The sequence below is a fragment of the Micromonospora sp. DT48 genome, from assembly GCF_049844495.1.
Classification (GTDB): domain Bacteria; phylum Actinomycetota; class Actinomycetes; order Mycobacteriales; family Micromonosporaceae; genus Micromonospora.
Window position 1 is genome coordinate 238,346 of sequence record NZ_JBNCLE010000008.1, and the last position, 17,383, is coordinate 255,728.

General features: G+C 71.0%; 14 protein-coding genes. 7 read left to right on the top strand and 7 right to left on the bottom strand.

All coding sequences use genetic code 11. The features are described from left to right. Positions 1-19 precede the first annotated feature (19 nt). The 3 genes from ACLQ2S_RS11190 to ACLQ2S_RS11200 all read right to left on the bottom strand — a co-directional run bounded on the left by ACLQ2S_RS11190 (position 20) and on the right by ACLQ2S_RS11200 (position 2,123). On the bottom strand, positions 20-451 hold the full coding sequence (locus ACLQ2S_RS11190) for a DUF3140 domain-containing protein (RefSeq protein WP_425701639.1): 432 nt from the start codon (positions 449-451) through the stop codon (positions 20-22). Between the two features lie 106 nt (positions 452-557). Then, positions 558-1,160 carry a Uma2 family endonuclease gene (locus ACLQ2S_RS11195; RefSeq protein ID WP_230462614.1) on the bottom strand — a complete coding sequence of 201 codons (603 nt, stop codon included), beginning with the start codon at positions 1,158-1,160 and terminating at the stop codon, positions 558-560. A 156-nt stretch (positions 1,161-1,316) separates the two neighbouring features. After that, on the bottom strand, positions 1,317-2,123 hold the full coding sequence (locus tag ACLQ2S_RS11200; RefSeq protein WP_309223347.1) for a class I SAM-dependent methyltransferase: 807 nt from the start codon (positions 2,121-2,123) through the stop codon (positions 1,317-1,319). A 325-nt stretch (positions 2,124-2,448) separates the two neighbouring features. Here ACLQ2S_RS11200 and rpsA point away from each other — a divergent pair, with 325 nt between their 5' ends. Further along, positions 2,449-3,939: a 30S ribosomal protein S1 gene (gene rpsA / locus ACLQ2S_RS11205; protein ID WP_155218528.1), complete on the top strand. Its 1,491-nt coding sequence runs from the start codon at positions 2,449-2,451 to the stop codon at positions 3,937-3,939. 183 nt (positions 3,940-4,122) lie between these two features. Next, positions 4,123-5,304: a dephospho-CoA kinase gene (coaE, locus tag ACLQ2S_RS11210; protein WP_425701640.1), complete on the top strand. Its 1,182-nt coding sequence runs from the start codon at positions 4,123-4,125 to the stop codon at positions 5,302-5,304. A gap of 32 nt (positions 5,305-5,336) precedes the next feature. On the opposite strand, the gene ACLQ2S_RS11215 is transcribed toward coaE, so the two are convergent. Further along, a complete protein-coding gene (locus tag ACLQ2S_RS11215; RefSeq protein WP_425701641.1) occupies positions 5,337-6,926 on the bottom strand; it encodes a hypothetical protein in 1,590 nt (529 codons plus the stop codon). A gap of 379 nt (positions 6,927-7,305) precedes the next feature. Here ACLQ2S_RS11215 and uvrB point away from each other — a divergent pair, with 379 nt between their 5' ends. Together uvrB and ACLQ2S_RS11225 are read left to right on the top strand one after the other, a co-directional pair. Next, the gene (uvrB, locus tag ACLQ2S_RS11220) at positions 7,306-9,414 is read left to right on the top strand and encodes an excinuclease ABC subunit UvrB (RefSeq protein WP_155218524.1); all 2,109 of its coding nucleotides are present in this window, start codon (positions 7,306-7,308) and stop codon (positions 9,412-9,414) included. 110 nt (positions 9,415-9,524) lie between these two features. Continuing rightward, a complete protein-coding gene (locus ACLQ2S_RS11225; protein WP_155218523.1) occupies positions 9,525-10,379 on the top strand; it encodes a helix-turn-helix domain-containing protein in 855 nt (284 codons plus the stop codon). A gap of 151 nt (positions 10,380-10,530) precedes the next feature. Here the strand turns inward: ACLQ2S_RS11225 and ACLQ2S_RS11230 are convergent, their stop codons facing one another. Continuing rightward, on the bottom strand, positions 10,531-10,824 hold the full coding sequence (locus ACLQ2S_RS11230) for an antibiotic biosynthesis monooxygenase family protein (protein ID WP_155218520.1): 294 nt from the start codon (positions 10,822-10,824) through the stop codon (positions 10,531-10,533). Between the two features lie 193 nt (positions 10,825-11,017). Between ACLQ2S_RS11230 and ACLQ2S_RS11235 the strand changes: the two genes are divergently transcribed. Then, complete coding sequence (locus ACLQ2S_RS11235) at positions 11,018-12,016, top strand: TerC family protein (protein WP_425701642.1); 999 nt, start codon at positions 11,018-11,020, stop codon at positions 12,014-12,016. Between the two features lie 329 nt (positions 12,017-12,345). Further along, a complete protein-coding gene (locus tag ACLQ2S_RS11240) occupies positions 12,346-13,155 on the top strand; it encodes a tyrosine-protein phosphatase (protein WP_425701643.1) in 810 nt (269 codons plus the stop codon). Here ACLQ2S_RS11240 and ACLQ2S_RS11245 read toward each other — a convergent pair. Both ACLQ2S_RS11245 and typA read right to left on the bottom strand, forming a co-directional pair. Next, positions 13,109-14,005: a serine hydrolase gene (locus tag ACLQ2S_RS11245; protein ID WP_425701644.1), complete on the bottom strand. Its 897-nt coding sequence runs from the start codon at positions 14,003-14,005 to the stop codon at positions 13,109-13,111. The genes ACLQ2S_RS11240 and ACLQ2S_RS11245 overlap by 47 nt on opposite strands. Positions 14,006-14,011: 6 nt before the next feature. Then, positions 14,012-15,880, bottom strand: a complete 1,869-nt coding sequence (typA, locus tag ACLQ2S_RS11250; protein WP_425701645.1) for a translational GTPase TypA — start codon at positions 15,878-15,880, stop codon at positions 14,012-14,014. A gap of 124 nt (positions 15,881-16,004) precedes the next feature. Here typA and ACLQ2S_RS11255 point away from each other — a divergent pair, with 124 nt between their 5' ends. Then, positions 16,005-17,357, top strand: coding sequence for a DedA family protein (locus ACLQ2S_RS11255; RefSeq protein ID WP_425701646.1), 1,353 nt, complete (start codon positions 16,005-16,007; stop codon positions 17,355-17,357). Positions 17,358-17,383: the final 26 nt, after the last annotated feature.

Below are 17,383 nucleotides of genomic sequence, written 5' to 3' on the forward strand. Positions count from 1 at the left end.
CCCGATTTCGTCGCGGCGCTCAGCGGCCGGGGCCTCGGCGGGACGTGGGCGGGGTGCCGTGCCGGTCGAGGGCTTTGCGGGAGGGGCCCCCGGGCGGCGGCAACGGGGCCTTGACCGGGTCGTGACCCCAGTTCATCAGCGAGTACCGCCACCGGGTGCCGCGTACGTCGCCGCTGGGCCGCTGCGCCATGTGCCGTCGGACGTACCCGACGACCTTGCGCATGTGCCGGTAGTCGGCCTCGGTGAGCTCGCCGCGTTTGCGGCGCAACAGGTCGACGATCTTGCGGCCGGACTCGTGACCGACCGTCTCGCCGCCGCCGCTGCCCTTCCTGCGCCAACCGACATGCTTGGACTCGTCGGTGTCCAGCCACTTGGACAACTCGCCGGGCTTCATGTTCACCGCCTCGGTGAACTCGCGGTAGGTCTGGTCCGGGTCGTCACGACGGCTCACGGCGCGGCACCTCCGGGCGGTGGGCCACATCCCGCCCCTCGGTGCGGATGCGGAAGTCCTGGTCGGCCATGCCGCGGGTTACCCGGGGCCGTCTGCTGGAAACGACTCAGGGGGTGATCTCGGCGATCGGGAGTTTGACCTCGAAAGGTTCGAGCAGCTCGATCAGCTCCGCGCTGTCGGCGAGGAGTTCGTACTGTCGCTCGCCGCCCGGGCCGATCCGGTCGCCGAGACGGTACGCGTACACGTGCACCGGATCCTGCTCGATGCGCCAGTAGAAGGGAATGCCGACGGCGGCGTACTCGCCTGGTTTGGCGAACCGGTCGACCCGGCGGGTGCCGGGCGAGACGACCTCGACGGCCAGCACCACGTCGGCCGGTCGCAGCCGGGACCGGTCCGACGGCAGCCCGGCGTGACAGAGCAGCACGTCTGGTTGCCGGCTGGTGTTGTGGCTGAGCGCGACGCCGACCGCCTGGGCGGCGCGCAGGTGCGCCGGCGCATGGGATCGCAACCACAGCCATACCAGGCTGGAGATGTCCTGATGGCCCAGGGTGGGGGAGGGTGTCACGTGGATGACTCCGTCGACGAGTTCGACGCGGGGGGCGTCGTCCGGCAGAGCGAGCAGGTCCTCCAGCGTGTAGTCCGCACGCTGCTGCCGCATCGGATCCGGACACCAGGGGCCAGGTGATGTCGGGATGGGCTCGGCGCTCATGCCGGCCCTCCGTTGCGCTGCGGGATGTCATGAGGCGCCACGGCACCGAGTCGATGATTCGCTCGCTGACGCTCGCTCATGACGACGAGCGTAACGCCGCCCTCGGACGGCGGCGGCGCACTCGCTGTCCGGGGCGGTGCCGGACAGTCGGCCGGTTCAGGCGGCGGGTTTCTCGCTGACGAAGATGGCGGTGCCGGGGAAGAGTCGCCCGCGCAGCGGGCTCCACTGCCCCCAGATCCCCTCGTGTCCCTCGGGCCACTCGGGTTCCACCAGGTCCAGCAGCCGGAAGCCGGCGGCGACGAGTTCGCGTACCCGGTCGCCGATGGTGCGGTGCTGCTCGACGTAGCTGGCTCGGCCGTGTTCGTCCTGCTCCACGTACGGCCGGGTGTCGAAGTACGAGTGCACCGCGGTCAGCCCGCCCTCGCCGGGGTCGTCCAGGAAGATCCAGCGCATCGGGTGGGTGACCGAGAAGACCCACCGGCCGCCGGGGCGCAGCACCCGGTGCACCTGGCGCATCAGTGCCGCCGAGTCCTCGACGAACGGGACCGCGCCGAACGCCGTGCAGGCGATGTCGAAGCTCTCGTCGGCGAAGGGCAACGCGAGCGCGTCGGCCTGGGCCAGCGGGACGCGTACCCCGCTGCGGGCGCTGGCCTGTGCCGCGTGCCGCAACATGCCGGCGGACAGGTCCAGCGCGACCGGTCGGGCGCCCTCGGTGGCCAGCCAGCGGGAGCAGGAGGCCGCGCCGCAGCCGACCTCCAACACCCGTCGCCCGGCCACGTCGCCCAGTAGTCGGGCGTCGGCCTCGCGCAGGCCCTCCGGGCACCAGACGAAGTCCACGTCGCCCAGGAAGCTGCCGTGTTCGGCCTGGTACGCGTCGGCGTCGGCGTCCCACCAGCGTCGGTTGGCGGTGCGTGCCTCGGCGTCACTGACCTGGCGCCGGGTCACCCGGTCGTCGTCGTCCACCAGGCCACGCTAGGCCCTGGCGACGCCGTGGTCGGCGGCGGCCCGGCCCGACCACGACGTTCCTGGTCGAAATCTCCGCTTTCGCGGCTGGTGCGTCGATGAGTAGGCGGGAGGGCTTGCACGCTGTGGTAATGCAGCAGGTAGGGTAGACGATGCGCTCGCGGATCGTGTGCCTCGGCAGGGAGCAGGTGCGCGGTCGGCGGAGTCACATCAAGATCTCGTTCAGCGATATCCGGGTGGGCCCGCCGACGGATCCGTTGGCGCGCACAGGTCACCGCGACACCAGCCTGCTGTGACACACCATCCGACCGGAGCAACCGCCCACATGACGAGCAGCATCGAGGCCCCCTCGAGCGCCACCAAGGTCACCGTCGACGATCTCGGCTCTGAGGAGGCTTTCCTCGCCGCGATCGACGAGACCATCAAGTACTTCAACGACGGCGACATTGTCGAAGGCACCGTCGTCAAGGTCGATCGGGACGAGGTCCTGCTCGACATCGGCTACAAGACCGAGGGTGTCATTCCCTCTCGGGAGTTGTCGATCAAGCACGACGTGGACCCGGCAGAGGTCGTCTCGGTGGGCGACCACATCGAGGCCCTTGTCCTCCAGAAGGAGGACAAGGAGGGGCGGCTGATCCTCTCCAAGAAGCGGGCACAGTACGAGCGGGCCTGGGGCACGATCGAGAAGATCAAGGACGAGGACGGCGTCGTCCGCGGTTCCGTCATCGAGGTGGTCAAGGGTGGCCTCATCCTCGATATCGGGCTGCGCGGCTTCCTGCCGGCCTCGCTGGTCGAGATGCGGCGGGTGCGCGACCTGCAGCCGTACGTCGGCCGGGAGCTCGAAGCCAAGATCATCGAGCTGGACAAGAACCGCAACAACGTGGTGCTGTCCCGCCGGGCCTGGCTGGAGCAGACGCAGTCCGAGGTGCGCACCGAGTTCCTCAACAAGCTCCAGAAGGGGCAGGTCCGCAAGGGCGTCGTCTCCTCGATCGTCAACTTCGGCGCCTTCGTCGACCTGGGCGGCGTGGACGGCCTGGTGCACGTCTCCGAGCTGTCCTGGAAGCACATCGACCACCCGTCCGAGGTCGTCGAGGTGGGCCAGGAGGTCGAGGTCGAGGTCCTGGACGTCGACCTGGACCGCGAGCGGGTCTCGCTGTCGCTGAAGGCGACCCAGGAAGACCCGTGGCGTCAGTTCGCCCGCACCCACGCCATCCAGCAGATCGTGCCGGGTAAGGTCACCAAGCTGGTGCCGTTCGGTGCCTTCGTCCGGGTGGACGACGGCATCGAGGGTCTGGTCCACATCTCCGAGCTGGCCGAGCGTCACGTGGAGATCCCCGAGCAGGTCGTCCAGGTCGGCTCCGAGGTCATGGTCAAGGTCATCGACATCGACCTGGAGCGCCGCCGGATCTCGCTGTCGCTCAAGCAGGCCAACGAGGGCTTCGTCGAGGGCGAGGAGCACTTCGACCCCACCCTCTACGGCATGGCCGCGACCTACGACAACGAGGGCAACTACATCTACCCGGAGGGCTTCGACCCGGAGACGGGCGAGTGGCTCGAGGGGTACGAGAAGCAGCGCGAGGCGTGGGAGACGCAGTACGCCGAGGCGCGGCAGCGCTGGGAGGCGCACCAGAAGCAGGTGCAGACCTCCCGGGCCGCCGAGGCCGAGGCCGCTGCCAACCCGCAGCCGGCCCCCACGGGCGGCACCACCACCTCGACCAGCGCGGCCCCGAGCCGCCAGGCCGAGGAGCCGGCCGGCACGCTGGCCACCGACGAGGCGCTCGCCGCTCTGCGGGAGAAGCTCGCCGGCGGCAAGTGAGCCTGCGACACCAGAGGCGGCGCTTCTGACGCCGCGACCTGGATCTGTCAACTGACGACGGGCCCTGCCCCGACCCGCACCACCGGGTCGCGGCGGGGCCCGTCGGCGTTGGTGCCTGCCCGCCGCACCGAGGCACGCCCGCGCTGTTTGGCACCCGTGGTGATGATCGGGTTGACTGGTGCCGTGCTGAGAGTGGGTTTGACCGGTGGCATCGGGTCGGGCAAGAGCGCGGTGGCGCGACGGCTCGTCGAGCAGGGCGCGGTGCTGATCGACGCCGACCAGCTCGCCCGAGAGGTGGTCGCACCCGGCACCGAAGGGCTCGCCGAGGTCGTCGCCGCCTTCTCCGACCGGGTGCTGGACGCCGACGGTGCCCTGGACCGGGCCGCCCTCGGCGAGCTGGTGTTCTCCGACGAAGCGGACCGGCGCAGACTGGAGTCGATCATCCACGGTCGGGTCCGGGCCCGTACCGCCGAACTGGCCCGTGCCGCCCCGCCGGACGCCGTGGTGGTCAACGACGTTCCGTTGCTGGTCGAGGTGGGGCTGGCGCCCTCGTACCACCTGGTGGTCGTGGTGCAGACGGCGGTGGAGACCCGGTTGGCGCGACTGGCCCGCGACCGGGGGATGAGCCAGGAGGAGGCGCGCCGCCGGATCGCCGCCCAGGCCGACGACGCCCGTCGGGCGGCGGTGGCGGACGTCCTGCTGACCAACGACGGCACCCTCGACGAACTCCATGCGGCGGTCGACGCGCTCTGGCACGACCGTCTGGTGCCCTTCGAGAGCAACGTGCGACACCGGCGGGCGGTGCGTCCGGACCGCGTCCGCCTGGTCGAGCCGGATCCGACCTGGCCCCAGCAGTACGCGCGGCTGGCGGCCCGGATCCGGCACGCCATCGCCCCGGCGGACCTACGGATCGACCACATCGGTTCGACCGCCATCCCCGGTCTGCCCGCCAAGGACGTCATCGACATCCAGCTCAGCGTGCCGTCTCTCGCCGAGGTCGACGCGGTGTTGGCCGAGCGGTTGGCCGACGCCGGGTTTCCGGCGCTGCCGGGCCATTGGTGGGACAGTCCCCGACCGGCCGGCAACGGTCGGTGGGAGAAGCGGCTGCACGGCAACGCGGACCCGGCCCGCCCGGTGTTCCTGCACCTGCGGGTGACCGGCTCGCCGGGTTGGCGGTACGCCCTGCTGATGCGCGACCACCTCCGGGCCGACCCCGACCAGCGGGCCGCGTACCTGATGCTCAAGCGGGAGTTGGCGGCGTCCGCACCGGATCTGGGGACGTACGCCACGGCGAAGGACCCGTGGTTCGACGAGGAGCATCTACGGGCGGAGGAGTGGGCCGCGCGCACCGGCTGGCGTCCCTGACGCCACGGTGCCCTGCCCCACGGCTATCCCGGTCAGCGCTTCGCGGGCGGCGGGGTCAGCGGTGGTACCCGGCCCGGAGCCAGGTCGAGTTGCGCCCACGCACCGGCCCGCGTCGGCAGTTCCAGCCGGCGCAGCGTCGCGCGCTTGTCGACCCAGTAGCGCAGCGGCCCTCGGGCGGTGTCGACCTGCACCACGTCGACGGTGACACCGGCGAGGGTGTCGCCACGGATCCGCCGGGCGGTGCCCGGCGGGCCGTCGCGGCGGGCGGCGGTCAGCGCGGCGGCCACCAGCGGGTCGAGGGCTTGCGTGCGGTGTGCTCCGGTCCGCCAACCGGTCTTCGGCGGCGGCAGGGGCGGACGTGCCGAACTGCCTGTCGTCGCCGCGCCGTCGATCCGGGTGATCTTACGACCGTGGTGGCGGACCAGGGTGCGTCGGCCGTTCCCGTCGAGGTCGGTGACGCCGAGGTACGCGTCCCCCGTCGTCCAGCTCAGCCAGCCGTTGCCGCGCAGGTTGGTGGCGGCGGAGGCGGGCACCGTCAGGGTCACCTTCGCCCCACCGACGGCTCGTAACCGAGCCGGTAGCCGACGCCAGCGGTTCCGCTCGGCGGCGGTGAGGGCGCGCGGTAGGCCGGGTCGGCCGCCGAGCGCCGCGACCGGCCGCAGCGTCGGGCGGTCGGCCCGGTTCAGCGTCACCGCCACCGGCCCGATCCCGGCGAGTTCGGCCGCCATCCGGTGCAGGCGGCCCGCCGGATCCACCCAGTAGCGCACCGGGGCGGCGTCGGGGGCACCGCTGGCCGCCGTGCCGGACTGCGGCGTGGTGACCTCCAGGATGTCGACCGGCTCACCGTTGACCCGGTCCTGACCCACCCAGCGGCCGACCCAGCCGTCCACCCCGTCGGGCCGGTCCGCGGCGAGCGTGAAGATCAGCTTGAGTAGTGGTTCGATGCCCCGCTGGTCGGACACCCGCCAACCGCCGGTGGGGGGCACCAACGGTGGCATGGCCGGCGTCGGTACGGCCGTCGGGTCGGGCCGGACCACCAGCACGGTGGGGGTGGCCTGGGCCAGCCCGCGCAGCGCACCGGCTCCGGGGCCACCCACGTCGAGGTACGTCAGCCCTCGGGCCCAGTCGACCCAGCCCAGCAGGTCGGTGCGGGTGGCACCGTCACCGGCGGTGACGTGCAACCCCGCGCGTACCTCCCGATAGTTGGTGACCCGCATGGCGGCAAGGCGTTCCCGTTCGCCCGGGGTCAGCTCCCGGGGCGGCGGCGCGGCCGGTGTCCAGGTGACGAGCGTGGCGACCAGCATCACGGCGGAGATCGCCGCGACGGAAGCCAGCCCGGTGAGGGTGAGCCGACGTCGGCGGGTGGCCGCCCGCCGTGTGTCGTCGGCTTCGGTGGTCGCCTCGACCAGGTCCTCGTCCTCGGGCTGGTTCCCGGCGGCGAGGTCGAGCAGCCCGCCGGTGACCACCGCCCGGCGGACCCCGGGCCGAGCCGCCGGTGGCCGGGTGTCCGGCTCGGTGCCGGCCAGCTTGAGCGCCGCGGGTGGCGTGATGCCGGCTCGGTGGCGGCGGCTGACCGCGCGGTGTCGGCGGTTGTCGGACGGCGGGTGTGAGCTGTTCTTCACGGGAGGATGAACGGGTCGGACCACGCCGGGGTGACGAGCAGGGGCGCTCGCGGCGGCCGGTCAGCGCTTCCAGCGCGACCACGTCCGGTGCGCACGCCAGGCATGCCGGGTGCTGCGACCCTCGGTGCCGGGGGCGGCGTGGCCTGTGTGGCCCACCACCAGCCCGGTCGGCCGCCGCGAGCGGCCTACACGAAAAGCGTAGCCGGGTGAGAAGAGCCACACAATGCGAATATTGAAGCGGATCACGTGCCGCACGTAGTCGGCCGGGACGGGTGTGGCCCGACCGACGCGCCCACCCTCGGTCGTCCGGCCCGGGCGTGCGGCGGCCGGGAGGTCGGAAGCGGATTCAGTGTCACAGCCCCGGCGTACCGTGGAGGTCATGGCGCTCGACATTCCCCGGCTCGACGGCCGTTTCCAGGTCGTCAGTGACTTCCAACCGGCCGGTGACCAGCCGGCGGCGATCGACGACCTGGAGCGGCGGGTCCGCCGTGGTGACCGGCACACCGTGCTGCTCGGCGCGACCGGCACCGGCAAGAGCGCCACGACCGCCTGGCTGATCGAGCGGTTGCAGCGGCCGACGCTGGTGCTGGCGCCCAACAAGACGCTCTGCGCGCAGCTGGCGAAGGAGTTCAGCGAGCTGCTGCCGGACAACGCGGTGGAGTACTTCGTCTCGTACTACGACTACTACCAGCCCGAGGCGTACATCCCGCAGACCGACACGTACATCGAGAAGGACTCGTCGATCAACGAGGAGGTCGAGCGGCTGCGCCACTCCGCGACGATGTCCCTCCTCACCCGCCGGGACGTCGTCGTGGTGGCCACCGTCTCGGCGATCTACGGTCTGGGCACCCCGGAGGAGTACCTCGACCAGGCCGTCCGGGTCACCGTCGGGCAGGAGATCGACCGTGACCAGCTGCTGCGCCGCCTGGTCGAGATCCAGTACGCCCGCAACGACATGGCCTTCCAGCGCGGCACCTTCCGGGTCCGCGGCGACACGCTGGAGATCATCCCGGCGTACGAGGAACTCGCCCTGCGCATCGAACTCTTCGGCGACGAGGTGGAGAAGCTGTACTACCTCAACCCGGTCACGGGGGACGTGGTGCGGGAGATCCCCACCCTGCTGATCTTCCCGGCCTCGCACTACGCCACCGGCGCGGAGCGGATGGAGCGGGCGGTCCGTGACATCGAGGCGGAGCTGGGCGAGCGGCTGGCCGAGCTGGAGGGGCAGGGCAAGCTGCTGGAGGCACAGCGGTTGCGGATGCGCACCACGTACGACATCGAGATGATGCGGCAGGTGGGCTTCTGCTCGGGCATCGAGAACTACTCGATGCACATCGACGGCCGGTTGCCCGGCAGTCCGCCGCACTGCCTGCTGGACTACTTCCCCGACGACTTCCTCACCGTCATCGACGAGTCGCACGTGACGATTCCCCAGATCGGCGGCATGTACGAGGGGGACGCCTCGCGTAAGCGGATGTTGATCGACCACGGGTTCCGGTTGCCCAGCGCCGCCGACAACCGGCCGCTGCGCTTCGACGAGTTCCTGGAGCGGGTCGGCCAGATGGTGTTCCTGTCCGCGACGCCCGGCCCGTGGGAGCTGGAACACGCCCAGGGCGAGTTCGTGGAGCAGGTGATCCGCCCGACCGGCCTGGTCGACCCGGAGGTGGTCGTCAAGCCCACCAAGGGGCAGATCGACGACCTGATGCACGAGATCAAGCTGCGCACCGAGCGCGACGAGCGGGTGCTGGTCACCACGCTGACCAAGAAGATGGCCGAGGATCTGTCCGACTACCTCCTGGAGAACGGCATCCGGGTGCGTTACCTGCACTCCGAGGTGGACACGCTGCGGCGGGTGGAGTTGCTGCGGGAGTTGCGGCGCGGCGACTACGACGTGCTGGTCGGCATCAACCTGCTGCGGGAGGGTCTCGACCTGCCCGAGGTGTCGCTGGTGGCGATCCTCGACGCGGACAAGGAGGGCTTCCTGCGCAGCGGCCGGTCATTGATCCAGACCATCGGTCGGGCGGCGCGGAACGTCTCCGGTCAGGTCCACATGTACGCCGACAAGATCACCCCGTCGATGGCGGACGCGATCGAGGAGACCAACCGGCGGCGGGCGAAGCAGATCGCGCACAACGAGGCGCACGGCATCAGCCCGGAGCCGCTGCGCAAGAAGATCCATGACATTCTCGACGACATCTACCGTGAGGCGGAGGACACCGAGGCGACGCGGGTCGGCGGCGCGGTGCGGCAGCTCTCCCGGGGCAAGGCGCCGGTGAAGGAGACCCGTAGCCGGGTCCGGCCCACCGCGGCCACGCCGGCTCGCGAGGGCATGGCGCGGGCCGAGTTGGCGCAGCTCATCCAGGAACTCAACGATCAGATGCTGGCAGCCGCGCGGGAGTTGCAGTTCGAGCTGGCGGCGCGGATCCGCGACGAGATCGCCGAGCTGAAGAAGGAGCTGCGCGGGATGGACGCGGCCGGCGTGCGGTAGGAGTCGTCGGGCGGCGTCCGTCCACTTTCTCCAGTGGGTGTAGCGGAATGCGAGCGTCCTATTGCACTAAGTGATCGCCCTGCGTAATCTCCCTCGGTGGGGAGGCGGGGATGCCGTTGCCAACGAGTCCGGTCATTCGACGTGCCCGACTGGGCGCGGAGTTGCGTCAACTGCGCCGGCGGGAGTCGCTGACGCTGGAACAGGTGTGTGAACGGCTCGGTTGGGCGTCCACCTCCAAGCTGTCCCGCATCGAGTTGGGGCAGAGCCGCCCCGACCTGGCGGACGTGCTCGACCTGCTCGACGTCTACGAGGTGCCGTCGCTGCAACGCGACGCGCTGATCGTCATCGCCCGGGACGCGGCGACCAGCCGGGGCTGGTGGAAGTCGCTCGGCGAGATGGGGGAGCGGCAGCGCACCTACGCCGAACTCGAAGCGGGTGCGGCGGGCATCGTCGAGTACCAGCCGGCGATCGTGCCCGGCCTGTTGCAGTGCCCGGCGTACGCCCGGTTGCGCATCGCCGCCGGTCAGCTCATCGATCCGACGGTGGACGTGGAGGCCGATCTGCGCGCCCGCGCCGCCCGGCAGGCGGTGCTGCGTCGCGTCGAGCCACCCCGCTACACGGCGCTGATCACCGAGTGGGCCTGCGAGCCGGGGGACGACCCGGTGGAGGTGTGGTGCGAGCAGATGCGGCATCTGCTCGACCTGGCGGCCCTGCCGCACGTGACGATCCGCCTGCTGACGGTCGGCGCGGGCCGGATCCCGTTGCCGCTGACCCCGTTCTCCAGCTACTCCTTTCCGGATCCGGCGGATCCGCGCACGGTGATGCTGGAGGCGCTGACCACGGACGTGCGGCTGACCACGGCGGCCGACGTCGAACGGTACGAACGGATGACCGACTGTCTGCTGGAGGCGGCACTACCGGCGGAGGAGACGGTGCGGCGGTTGGCCCGCCGACTCGACGGGTGACGGGTCGACCCCGGATGGCGCCGCTGCTGGTCGTCGCGTCGACACCGGGCCCGGCGCCCCCGAACCCGTCGGGACCGGTGCCGACGCGCCACGCATGATAGGTGAACGGTGTGACATTCTCACGGGCCGCCGTGTGCTGACCCGTTGTCCGTCAGGCGGGTACGTCGACGAAGTGTTCGACCCGTGGGGGCGCGGCGAAGTGCGGGCCGATCAACTCCCGCCACCCGACGAAACGTTCCGTGGCGCGGAAGTTCTGCTCGTGCGCCTCGATCGAGTCCCACTCGACCAGCAGCACGAAGCGGGAGGGGGATTCGTGGCCGCGGGTCATGCGTACCGAGCGGCAGCCGGGGGTGCCGGCGAGCAACGGGTGCCCCTGGGCGTACGCGGACGCGAACGCCTCCTCGTGGCCGGGAATGACATCGATGAGCGCTACCTCGAGGACCATGGCGGCAGCCTGCCACACCGGTCCGGCGTCCATGTTGGTCCGGCCGCTTTTCCCATCCGTTGGCCACCGACACCACCCGGTCGCTCCCCAGTAACCCATCCTCCTAGGATGCCCAGAGAGGGTGGGAACGCCGTCACGCCCGAGAAGGCGTACCGTGTGCCGGTTGCTGGGCGACTGCCGGAGGAATGAGACTGTGAACGTGTCCGGACTGGTGTGGGCGGCGACGCTCGTGGCCCTGACCACGATCCTCGTGGTGGATCTGCTCATCATCGGACGCCGGCCACACGAGCCGAGCGTGCGGGAGTCGAGTCTCTGGGTCGCCTTCTACGTCGGGTTGGCGCTGCTGTTCGGTGGCGGGCTCTGGCTCACCGCCGGGGGCAGCGTGGCGGGGCAGTTCTACACAGGTTGGCTGACCGAGTACAGCCTCTCGGTGGACAACCTCTTCGTCTTCGTGATCATCATGGCCCGGTTCGCCGTACCCCGGGAGTACCAGCAGAAGGTGCTGCTCATCGGCATCGTCCTCGCGCTCGTCATGCGGGGCGCCTTCATCGCCGCCGGTGCCGCGTTGATCTCGCAGTTCAGCTGGGTCTTCTACCTCTTCGGGGCGTTCCTGATCTACACCGCGATCAACCTGGCCCGGCAGGGGGAGTCGGGCGAGGAGGAGTTCACCGAGAACGTCCTGATCCGGTGGAGCCGGCGGGCGCTGCCCATCTCGCGGGGGTACGAGGGTGCGCGGCTGACCTCGCGCGAGAACGGCCGGCGGATGTTCACCCCGATGCTCATCGTGATGATCGCCATCGGTACGACCGACCTGATCTTCGCGCTCGACTCGATTCCGGCCATCTTCGGCATCACCCACGAGCCGTACCTCGTCTTCACCGCCAACGTGTTCGCGTTGATGGGGCTGCGGCAGCTCTACTTCCTGCTCGGCGGGTTGCTCGACCGGCTGATCTACCTGAGTCACGGGCTCGCGGTGGTGCTCGGTTTCATCGGGGTCAAGCTGATCCTGGAGGCGCTGGCGGAGAACAACCTGCCGTTCATCAACGGCGGGGAGCATGTCGGCTGGGCACCGCACATCCCGATCTGGCTGTCCCTGCTGGTCATCCTGGGCACCCTGGCGGTGGCCACGGCGGCGAGCCTGGCCAAGTCCTCACGGGACCGGCGACGTGAGCTGACCGAGTCGCGTCGCTGAGCGCGGGTGAGGCGCGTGCCGCGTCGGGTCGACCGTCACCCGCACCCCGACGTCGGCGGGTGGGCCGGCGCCGGGGCATCCACCGGCTGGACCGCGTCGGGGAACTCGCCAGGGCAGCGGCAGTGACTCGCACCGTCACCTCGGTGCCCTGCGATCGCTTCCCCGGTCGGTCGCACCCCCGTTGTCCGGACCATAGGGAAACCGGGGGCCCGCCAGCAATTCATCAGTCTGGATTTTTACGGCGACGGGTGGCGCCGTGGCGTGTTCGGTCGCGGATCGGACGGTAAACCCGGCGCTGGGCGATCATCGTGTACGTGAGGGGGAGACACATGAGCGAGCGAGCGAGCACCTCGCAGTGGACGTTGGTCGGCGCGCCCAACGCGCGGGACCTCGGTGGCCTGATCGGGTTCGAAGGCCGACGGGTACGCCCGGGACGGCTGATCCGGACGCCGGCCCTGGGTCGGCTCACCGACGAGGACCTGCCGGTGCTGGCGAAGCTCGAACCGGCCTGCGTGGTGGACCTGCGCGCCGAGTCCGAGGTGTCGGTGGCGCCGCCGGATCGGTTGACCGGTGAGCCGACGGTGGTGCACCTGCCGGTGCACGACCCGGCGCATCCGGTCTTCACGTACGTCTCGGCCGTGCTGCTCGGCCACGACCTCAGCGAGTACGCCGAACTGGCGCGACAGGGGACCACGGCGGCGATGGAGGACATCTACCGCTGGTTCGTCACCGGTGCCTCGGCCCGGGAGGGTTTCGCGGCGGCGGTCCGGTTGGCGGCCGACGGCGCCAACCTTCCGCTGGTCTACCACTGCTCGGCGGGCAAGGACCGCACCGGTTGGCTGACCGTGGTGCTGTTGCACGCTCTCGGGGTGGACGAGGCCGCGATCCGCGCCGACTACCTGGCCAACAACCCGCTGACGGAGAGCCTGCGCGAGGTGCTCCTCGACGCGATGCGGCGGCGCTATCCGGGGCTCGACGAGGCGGCGGTCCGGCCGGTGCTGGAGGTCCGCCCGGAATACCTCGACGCCGCGTACGCGCAGGTGCGGCAGGCGCACGGGTCGTTCGGGGCGTACCTGCGCGACGGGTTGGGGATCACCGACGAGACGGTGGCGGCGCTGCGGGCGAACCTGTTGGAGTGAGGATGGTCAGGTCGTGGCGGGCCTGCCAGACCCGGCGGGAGATGTCGGCCACCAACTGGCGGGCGTCGACGTCGTCCCGAGCGTCGGTCCGGTCGTCGGTGGTGCAGACGACGAGCAGGTAGGCGTCGGCGTCGTCGGGGTAGACCACCGCGGCTCCGTGACGGACACCGCGTACCCAGCCGTTCTTGTGGGCGAGTCGGGTGTCGGCGGGCAGCCCCTCGGCGATGTCCTGACGGATCTGCTGGGCGCAGAGCACGTCCAGCATGGCGGCGCAGCCGCCCGGCGAGGCGAGCGGGCCGGGACGGGTGGCGCCGGTGGCGATCGCGTCGAGCAGGGCAGCCAGGTCGGCGGCGGTGACGAGGTTGGTGATCTGGGCCTCGCGGGCGGCGAAGTCCTCGATGCCGCGTCCGGTGACGCTGTGCCGGGCGCCGACGAGCCGCCAGACCTCGGCGATGGCGGGTCGGCCGACGTGTTCGATGACCAGGTTGGTGGCGAGGTTGCTGGAGCGGACGATCATGCGTTCGGCGAGCCACCGCAGCGGCGCCTGCCCGCCGAGCCGGTCCCAGACCTCACCGTCGTTGTCGTACGCCCGGCGGCAGGAGTAGGGCGGTGCGCCCGGTCGGGCGGAGGTGAAGCTGTTGACGACCTCGACCGGGGCGTCCAGGTCGAGGTCTCCGGCCTCGGCGACGCGGTGCAGCGCGGCGAGCACCGCCAGCTTCATGGTGCTCGCCGCGTAGTGGGTGGCCTCGGCGTGCCGGGTCCAGACCGGCGGGGCCCCGAGGGGCCCCGCGTACACCGAGATCATGCCGGGCTCGCGGTCCAGCCACGCGTGGAGGTCGTCCCCGGCCATCGGCGGTCAGCCGGAGTGCTTGCGGCGGGCGGCGGCGCGAGCCCGCTGGGTCTGGTCGAGCACGACCTTGCGGATGCGCACGGCGGCGGGGGTGACCTCGACGCATTCGTCCTCGCGGCAGAACTCCAGGGCCTGCTCCAGGGACAGCTTGCGCGGCGGAATCAGCTTCTCGGTCTCGTCGGCGGTCGACGAGCGCATGTTGGTGAGTTTCTTCTCCTTGGTGATGTTGACGTCCATGTCGTCGGAGCGGGAGTTCTCTCCGACGATCATGCCCTCGTACACCTCGGTGCCCGGTTCGACGAAGAGCTGGCCGCGTTCCTGGAGGTTGGTCATCGCGAAAGCGGTGACGTTGCCGGAGCGGTCGGCGACCAGGGAGCCGTTGTTGCGGGTACGCAGCTCGCCGAACCACGGCTCGTACGACTCGAAGACGTGGTGCAGGATGCCGGTGCCCCGGGTCTCGGTGAGGAACTCGGTCCGGAAGCCGATCAGGCCCCGGGCGGGTACCAGCCACTCCATCCGGATCCACCCGGTGCCGTGGTTGACCAGCTGCTCCATCCGGCCCTTGCGGGTGGCCAGCAGCTGGGTGATCGCGCCGAGGTACTCGTCCGGCGCGTCGATGGTGAGCCGTTCCACCGGCTCGCAGGTCCGCCCGTCGATCTCCCGGGTGACGACCTGGGGCTTGCCGACGGTCAGCTCGAACGACTCGCGGCGCATCTGTTCGACCAGGATGGCCAGCGCCAGTTCGCCCCGGCCCTGCACCTCCCAGGCGTCGGGTCGCTCGGTGGGCAGCACCCGCAGGGACACGTTGCCGATGAGTTCCTTGTCCAGGCGGTCCTTGACCATCCGGGCGGTGACCTTGGCGCCCTTGACCCGGCCGACCAGGGGTGAGGTGTTGGTGCCGATGGTCATGGAGATCGCCGGCTCGTCGACGGTGATCAGCGGCAGCGGGATCGGGTTCTCCGCGTCGGCGAGGGTCTCGCCGATCATGATCTCGGGGATGCCGGCGACCGCGATGATGTCGCCGGGCCCGGCGCTGGTGGCCGGTTTGCGCTCCAGGCCCTCGGTCATCAGCAGCTCGGAGATGCGGACCCGCTGGGTGTTGCCGTCGGTGCGGCACCAGGCCACGGTCTGCCCCTTGGCGATGGTGCCCTGACGCACCCGGCACAGTGCGAGGCGGCCGAGGAACGGGGAGGCGTCGAGGTTGGTGACGTGTGCCTGCAACGGGGCGTTCTCGTCGTACGCGGGCGGCGGGATGGTGTCCAGCAGGGTGCGGAACAGCGGCTCCAGGCTGTGGCTGTCCTGCGGCACCGCCCCGTCGGCCGGTTGGGTGAGGGAGGCGATGCCGTCGCGGGCGCAGGCGTAGACGATCGGGAAGTCGATCTGCGTCTCGTCGGCGTCGAGGTCGAGGAAGAGTTCGTAGGTGTCGTCGACGACCTCTTTGATCCGGGCGTCGGGGCGGTCCACCTTGTTGATCACCAGGATGATCGGCATGCGGGCCTTGAGGGCCTTGCGGAGCACGAACCGGGTCTGCGGCAGTGGCCCTTCGCTCGCGTCGACCAGCAGCACCACCCCGTCGACCATGGTCAGGCCGCGTTCGACCTCACCGCCGAAGTCGGCGTGCCCGGGGGTGTCGATGATGTTGATGGTGACCGGGTCGGAGCCGTCCACCGGCAGGTAGCGCACGCCGGTGTTCTTGGCCAGGATGGTGATGCCCTTCTCCCGTTCGAGGTCCATCGAGTCCATCACCCGCTCGGTCACCTCGCCCCGGGCACCATAGGCGCCGGCCTGCCGCAACATGGCGTCGACCAGGGTGGTCTTGCCGTGGTCGACGTGAGCGATGATGGCGACGTTGCGGAGGTCGGTGCGAAGCTGCATAGGCTCCATCCTCCCGTCCACTCGGTTGCCCCGTGGAATCGGGGTCACCCCGGGTGGTCCCTTACCCGCGGCACGGCGCTGTCACACTGGCAGGGCAGTCCTGCCGAGGTGATCCGGGGGCGTCGTGCACGATCTGCTCAGCTCGATGCAGAGCCTGCCGCCGTGGCTGATCTACGTGATCGCGGCGTCGGTCGTGGCCGCCGAGACCGGGCTGATCATCGGTCTGGTCGCGCCGGGCGAGGCGACCCTGCTGTTGGTGGGCTTCCTCACGTACACCGGCACGTTGCGGCTCGGTCCGGCGTTGCTGGTGATGATCGCTGCTGCCGCGCTGGGGGACGCGCAGGCGTTCCGCGCCGGTCGGCGCTACGGCCCCCGGTTGCGGGCCGGCAGGTGGGGTGCGTGGGTGGGGCCGCAGCGGTGGGCCCGCGCCGACGCGATGCTCGACCGGATGGGTGGGCGGGGTGTGCTGACCGCCCGCTGGGTGGCGTTCGCTCGTACCCTGGTGCCCCGGTTGGCCGGCGCGGCCGGGATGCGGTACCGCCGGTTCGCGCCGTGGAACCTGGTCGGGGTGACCACCTGGGTGGGGGCCTCGGTGCTGGTCGGGCATCTGGCGGGGGAGTCCTACGAGACGGTCTCCCGGCTGCTCGGCCAGGCCACCGGCGCGGTGCTGGTGTTGCTGGCCGCGCTGGTCGCGGTGGTGTTGGCCGGGCGGTGGCTGGGCCGCAACCCCGATCCGGCGCGGGCGCTGCTGACCCGGGCGGCCCGGTTGCCGCCGATGCGGTGGTTGTCGGCCCGCTACGGGCTGCTCTTCTTCCTGTTGAGTCTGCGTCTCGGACCGGCGTGGGCGTTGCTGGCGAACCTGGCGGCCGGGGTGGTGCTGCTGTTCGCGGTGGCGCTGGTGATCGCCTGGACCCTGCGGGCGGTGGTCCGGCACAGCGGATTGGCCCTGGTCGACGGGGTGATCGCGAACTGGTTCGCGGCCCGTCGCACGCCCGACGTGGTGGAGGCGACCCAGGCGGCGGTGTCGGTGCTGCGTGGCTCGTCGCTGATCGTGATGGTGGCGGTGGTGGCGCTGGTGCAGGCCTGGCGGCACCGGCCGTGGCGGGCGGACCTGCTCAGCGTGGTGGGCACGGTCGGTGCGTTCGTGCCGCTGGTGGTGTTGGCGGCGGTGGCGGACCTGGCCGACGGCGGGCGGGTGGTGCTGTTCTCCACCCAGAACGTGGTGGTGACGGCGAGCCTGTGCACGTTGGCGTGGCTGTTGTCCCGGGGTGCCCGCTGGCCGGTGGCGGTGGCCGCGTGGACTGTGGCGACGGCGGGCGTGGTCACCATCGGTGGGGCCAGGCTGTATCTGGGGCTGAGCACGGCCAGTGGCACCGTGGGCGCGGTGCTGCTCGGTGCCGCCTGGACGGCGGTGTTCATGGTCGCCTGGGCGACCCGGGACCGCGCGGTGGCCGGTGGGGGATCCGTCGCCGGGTAGCGACCGGTAGCCCGGTAGCGACCGGT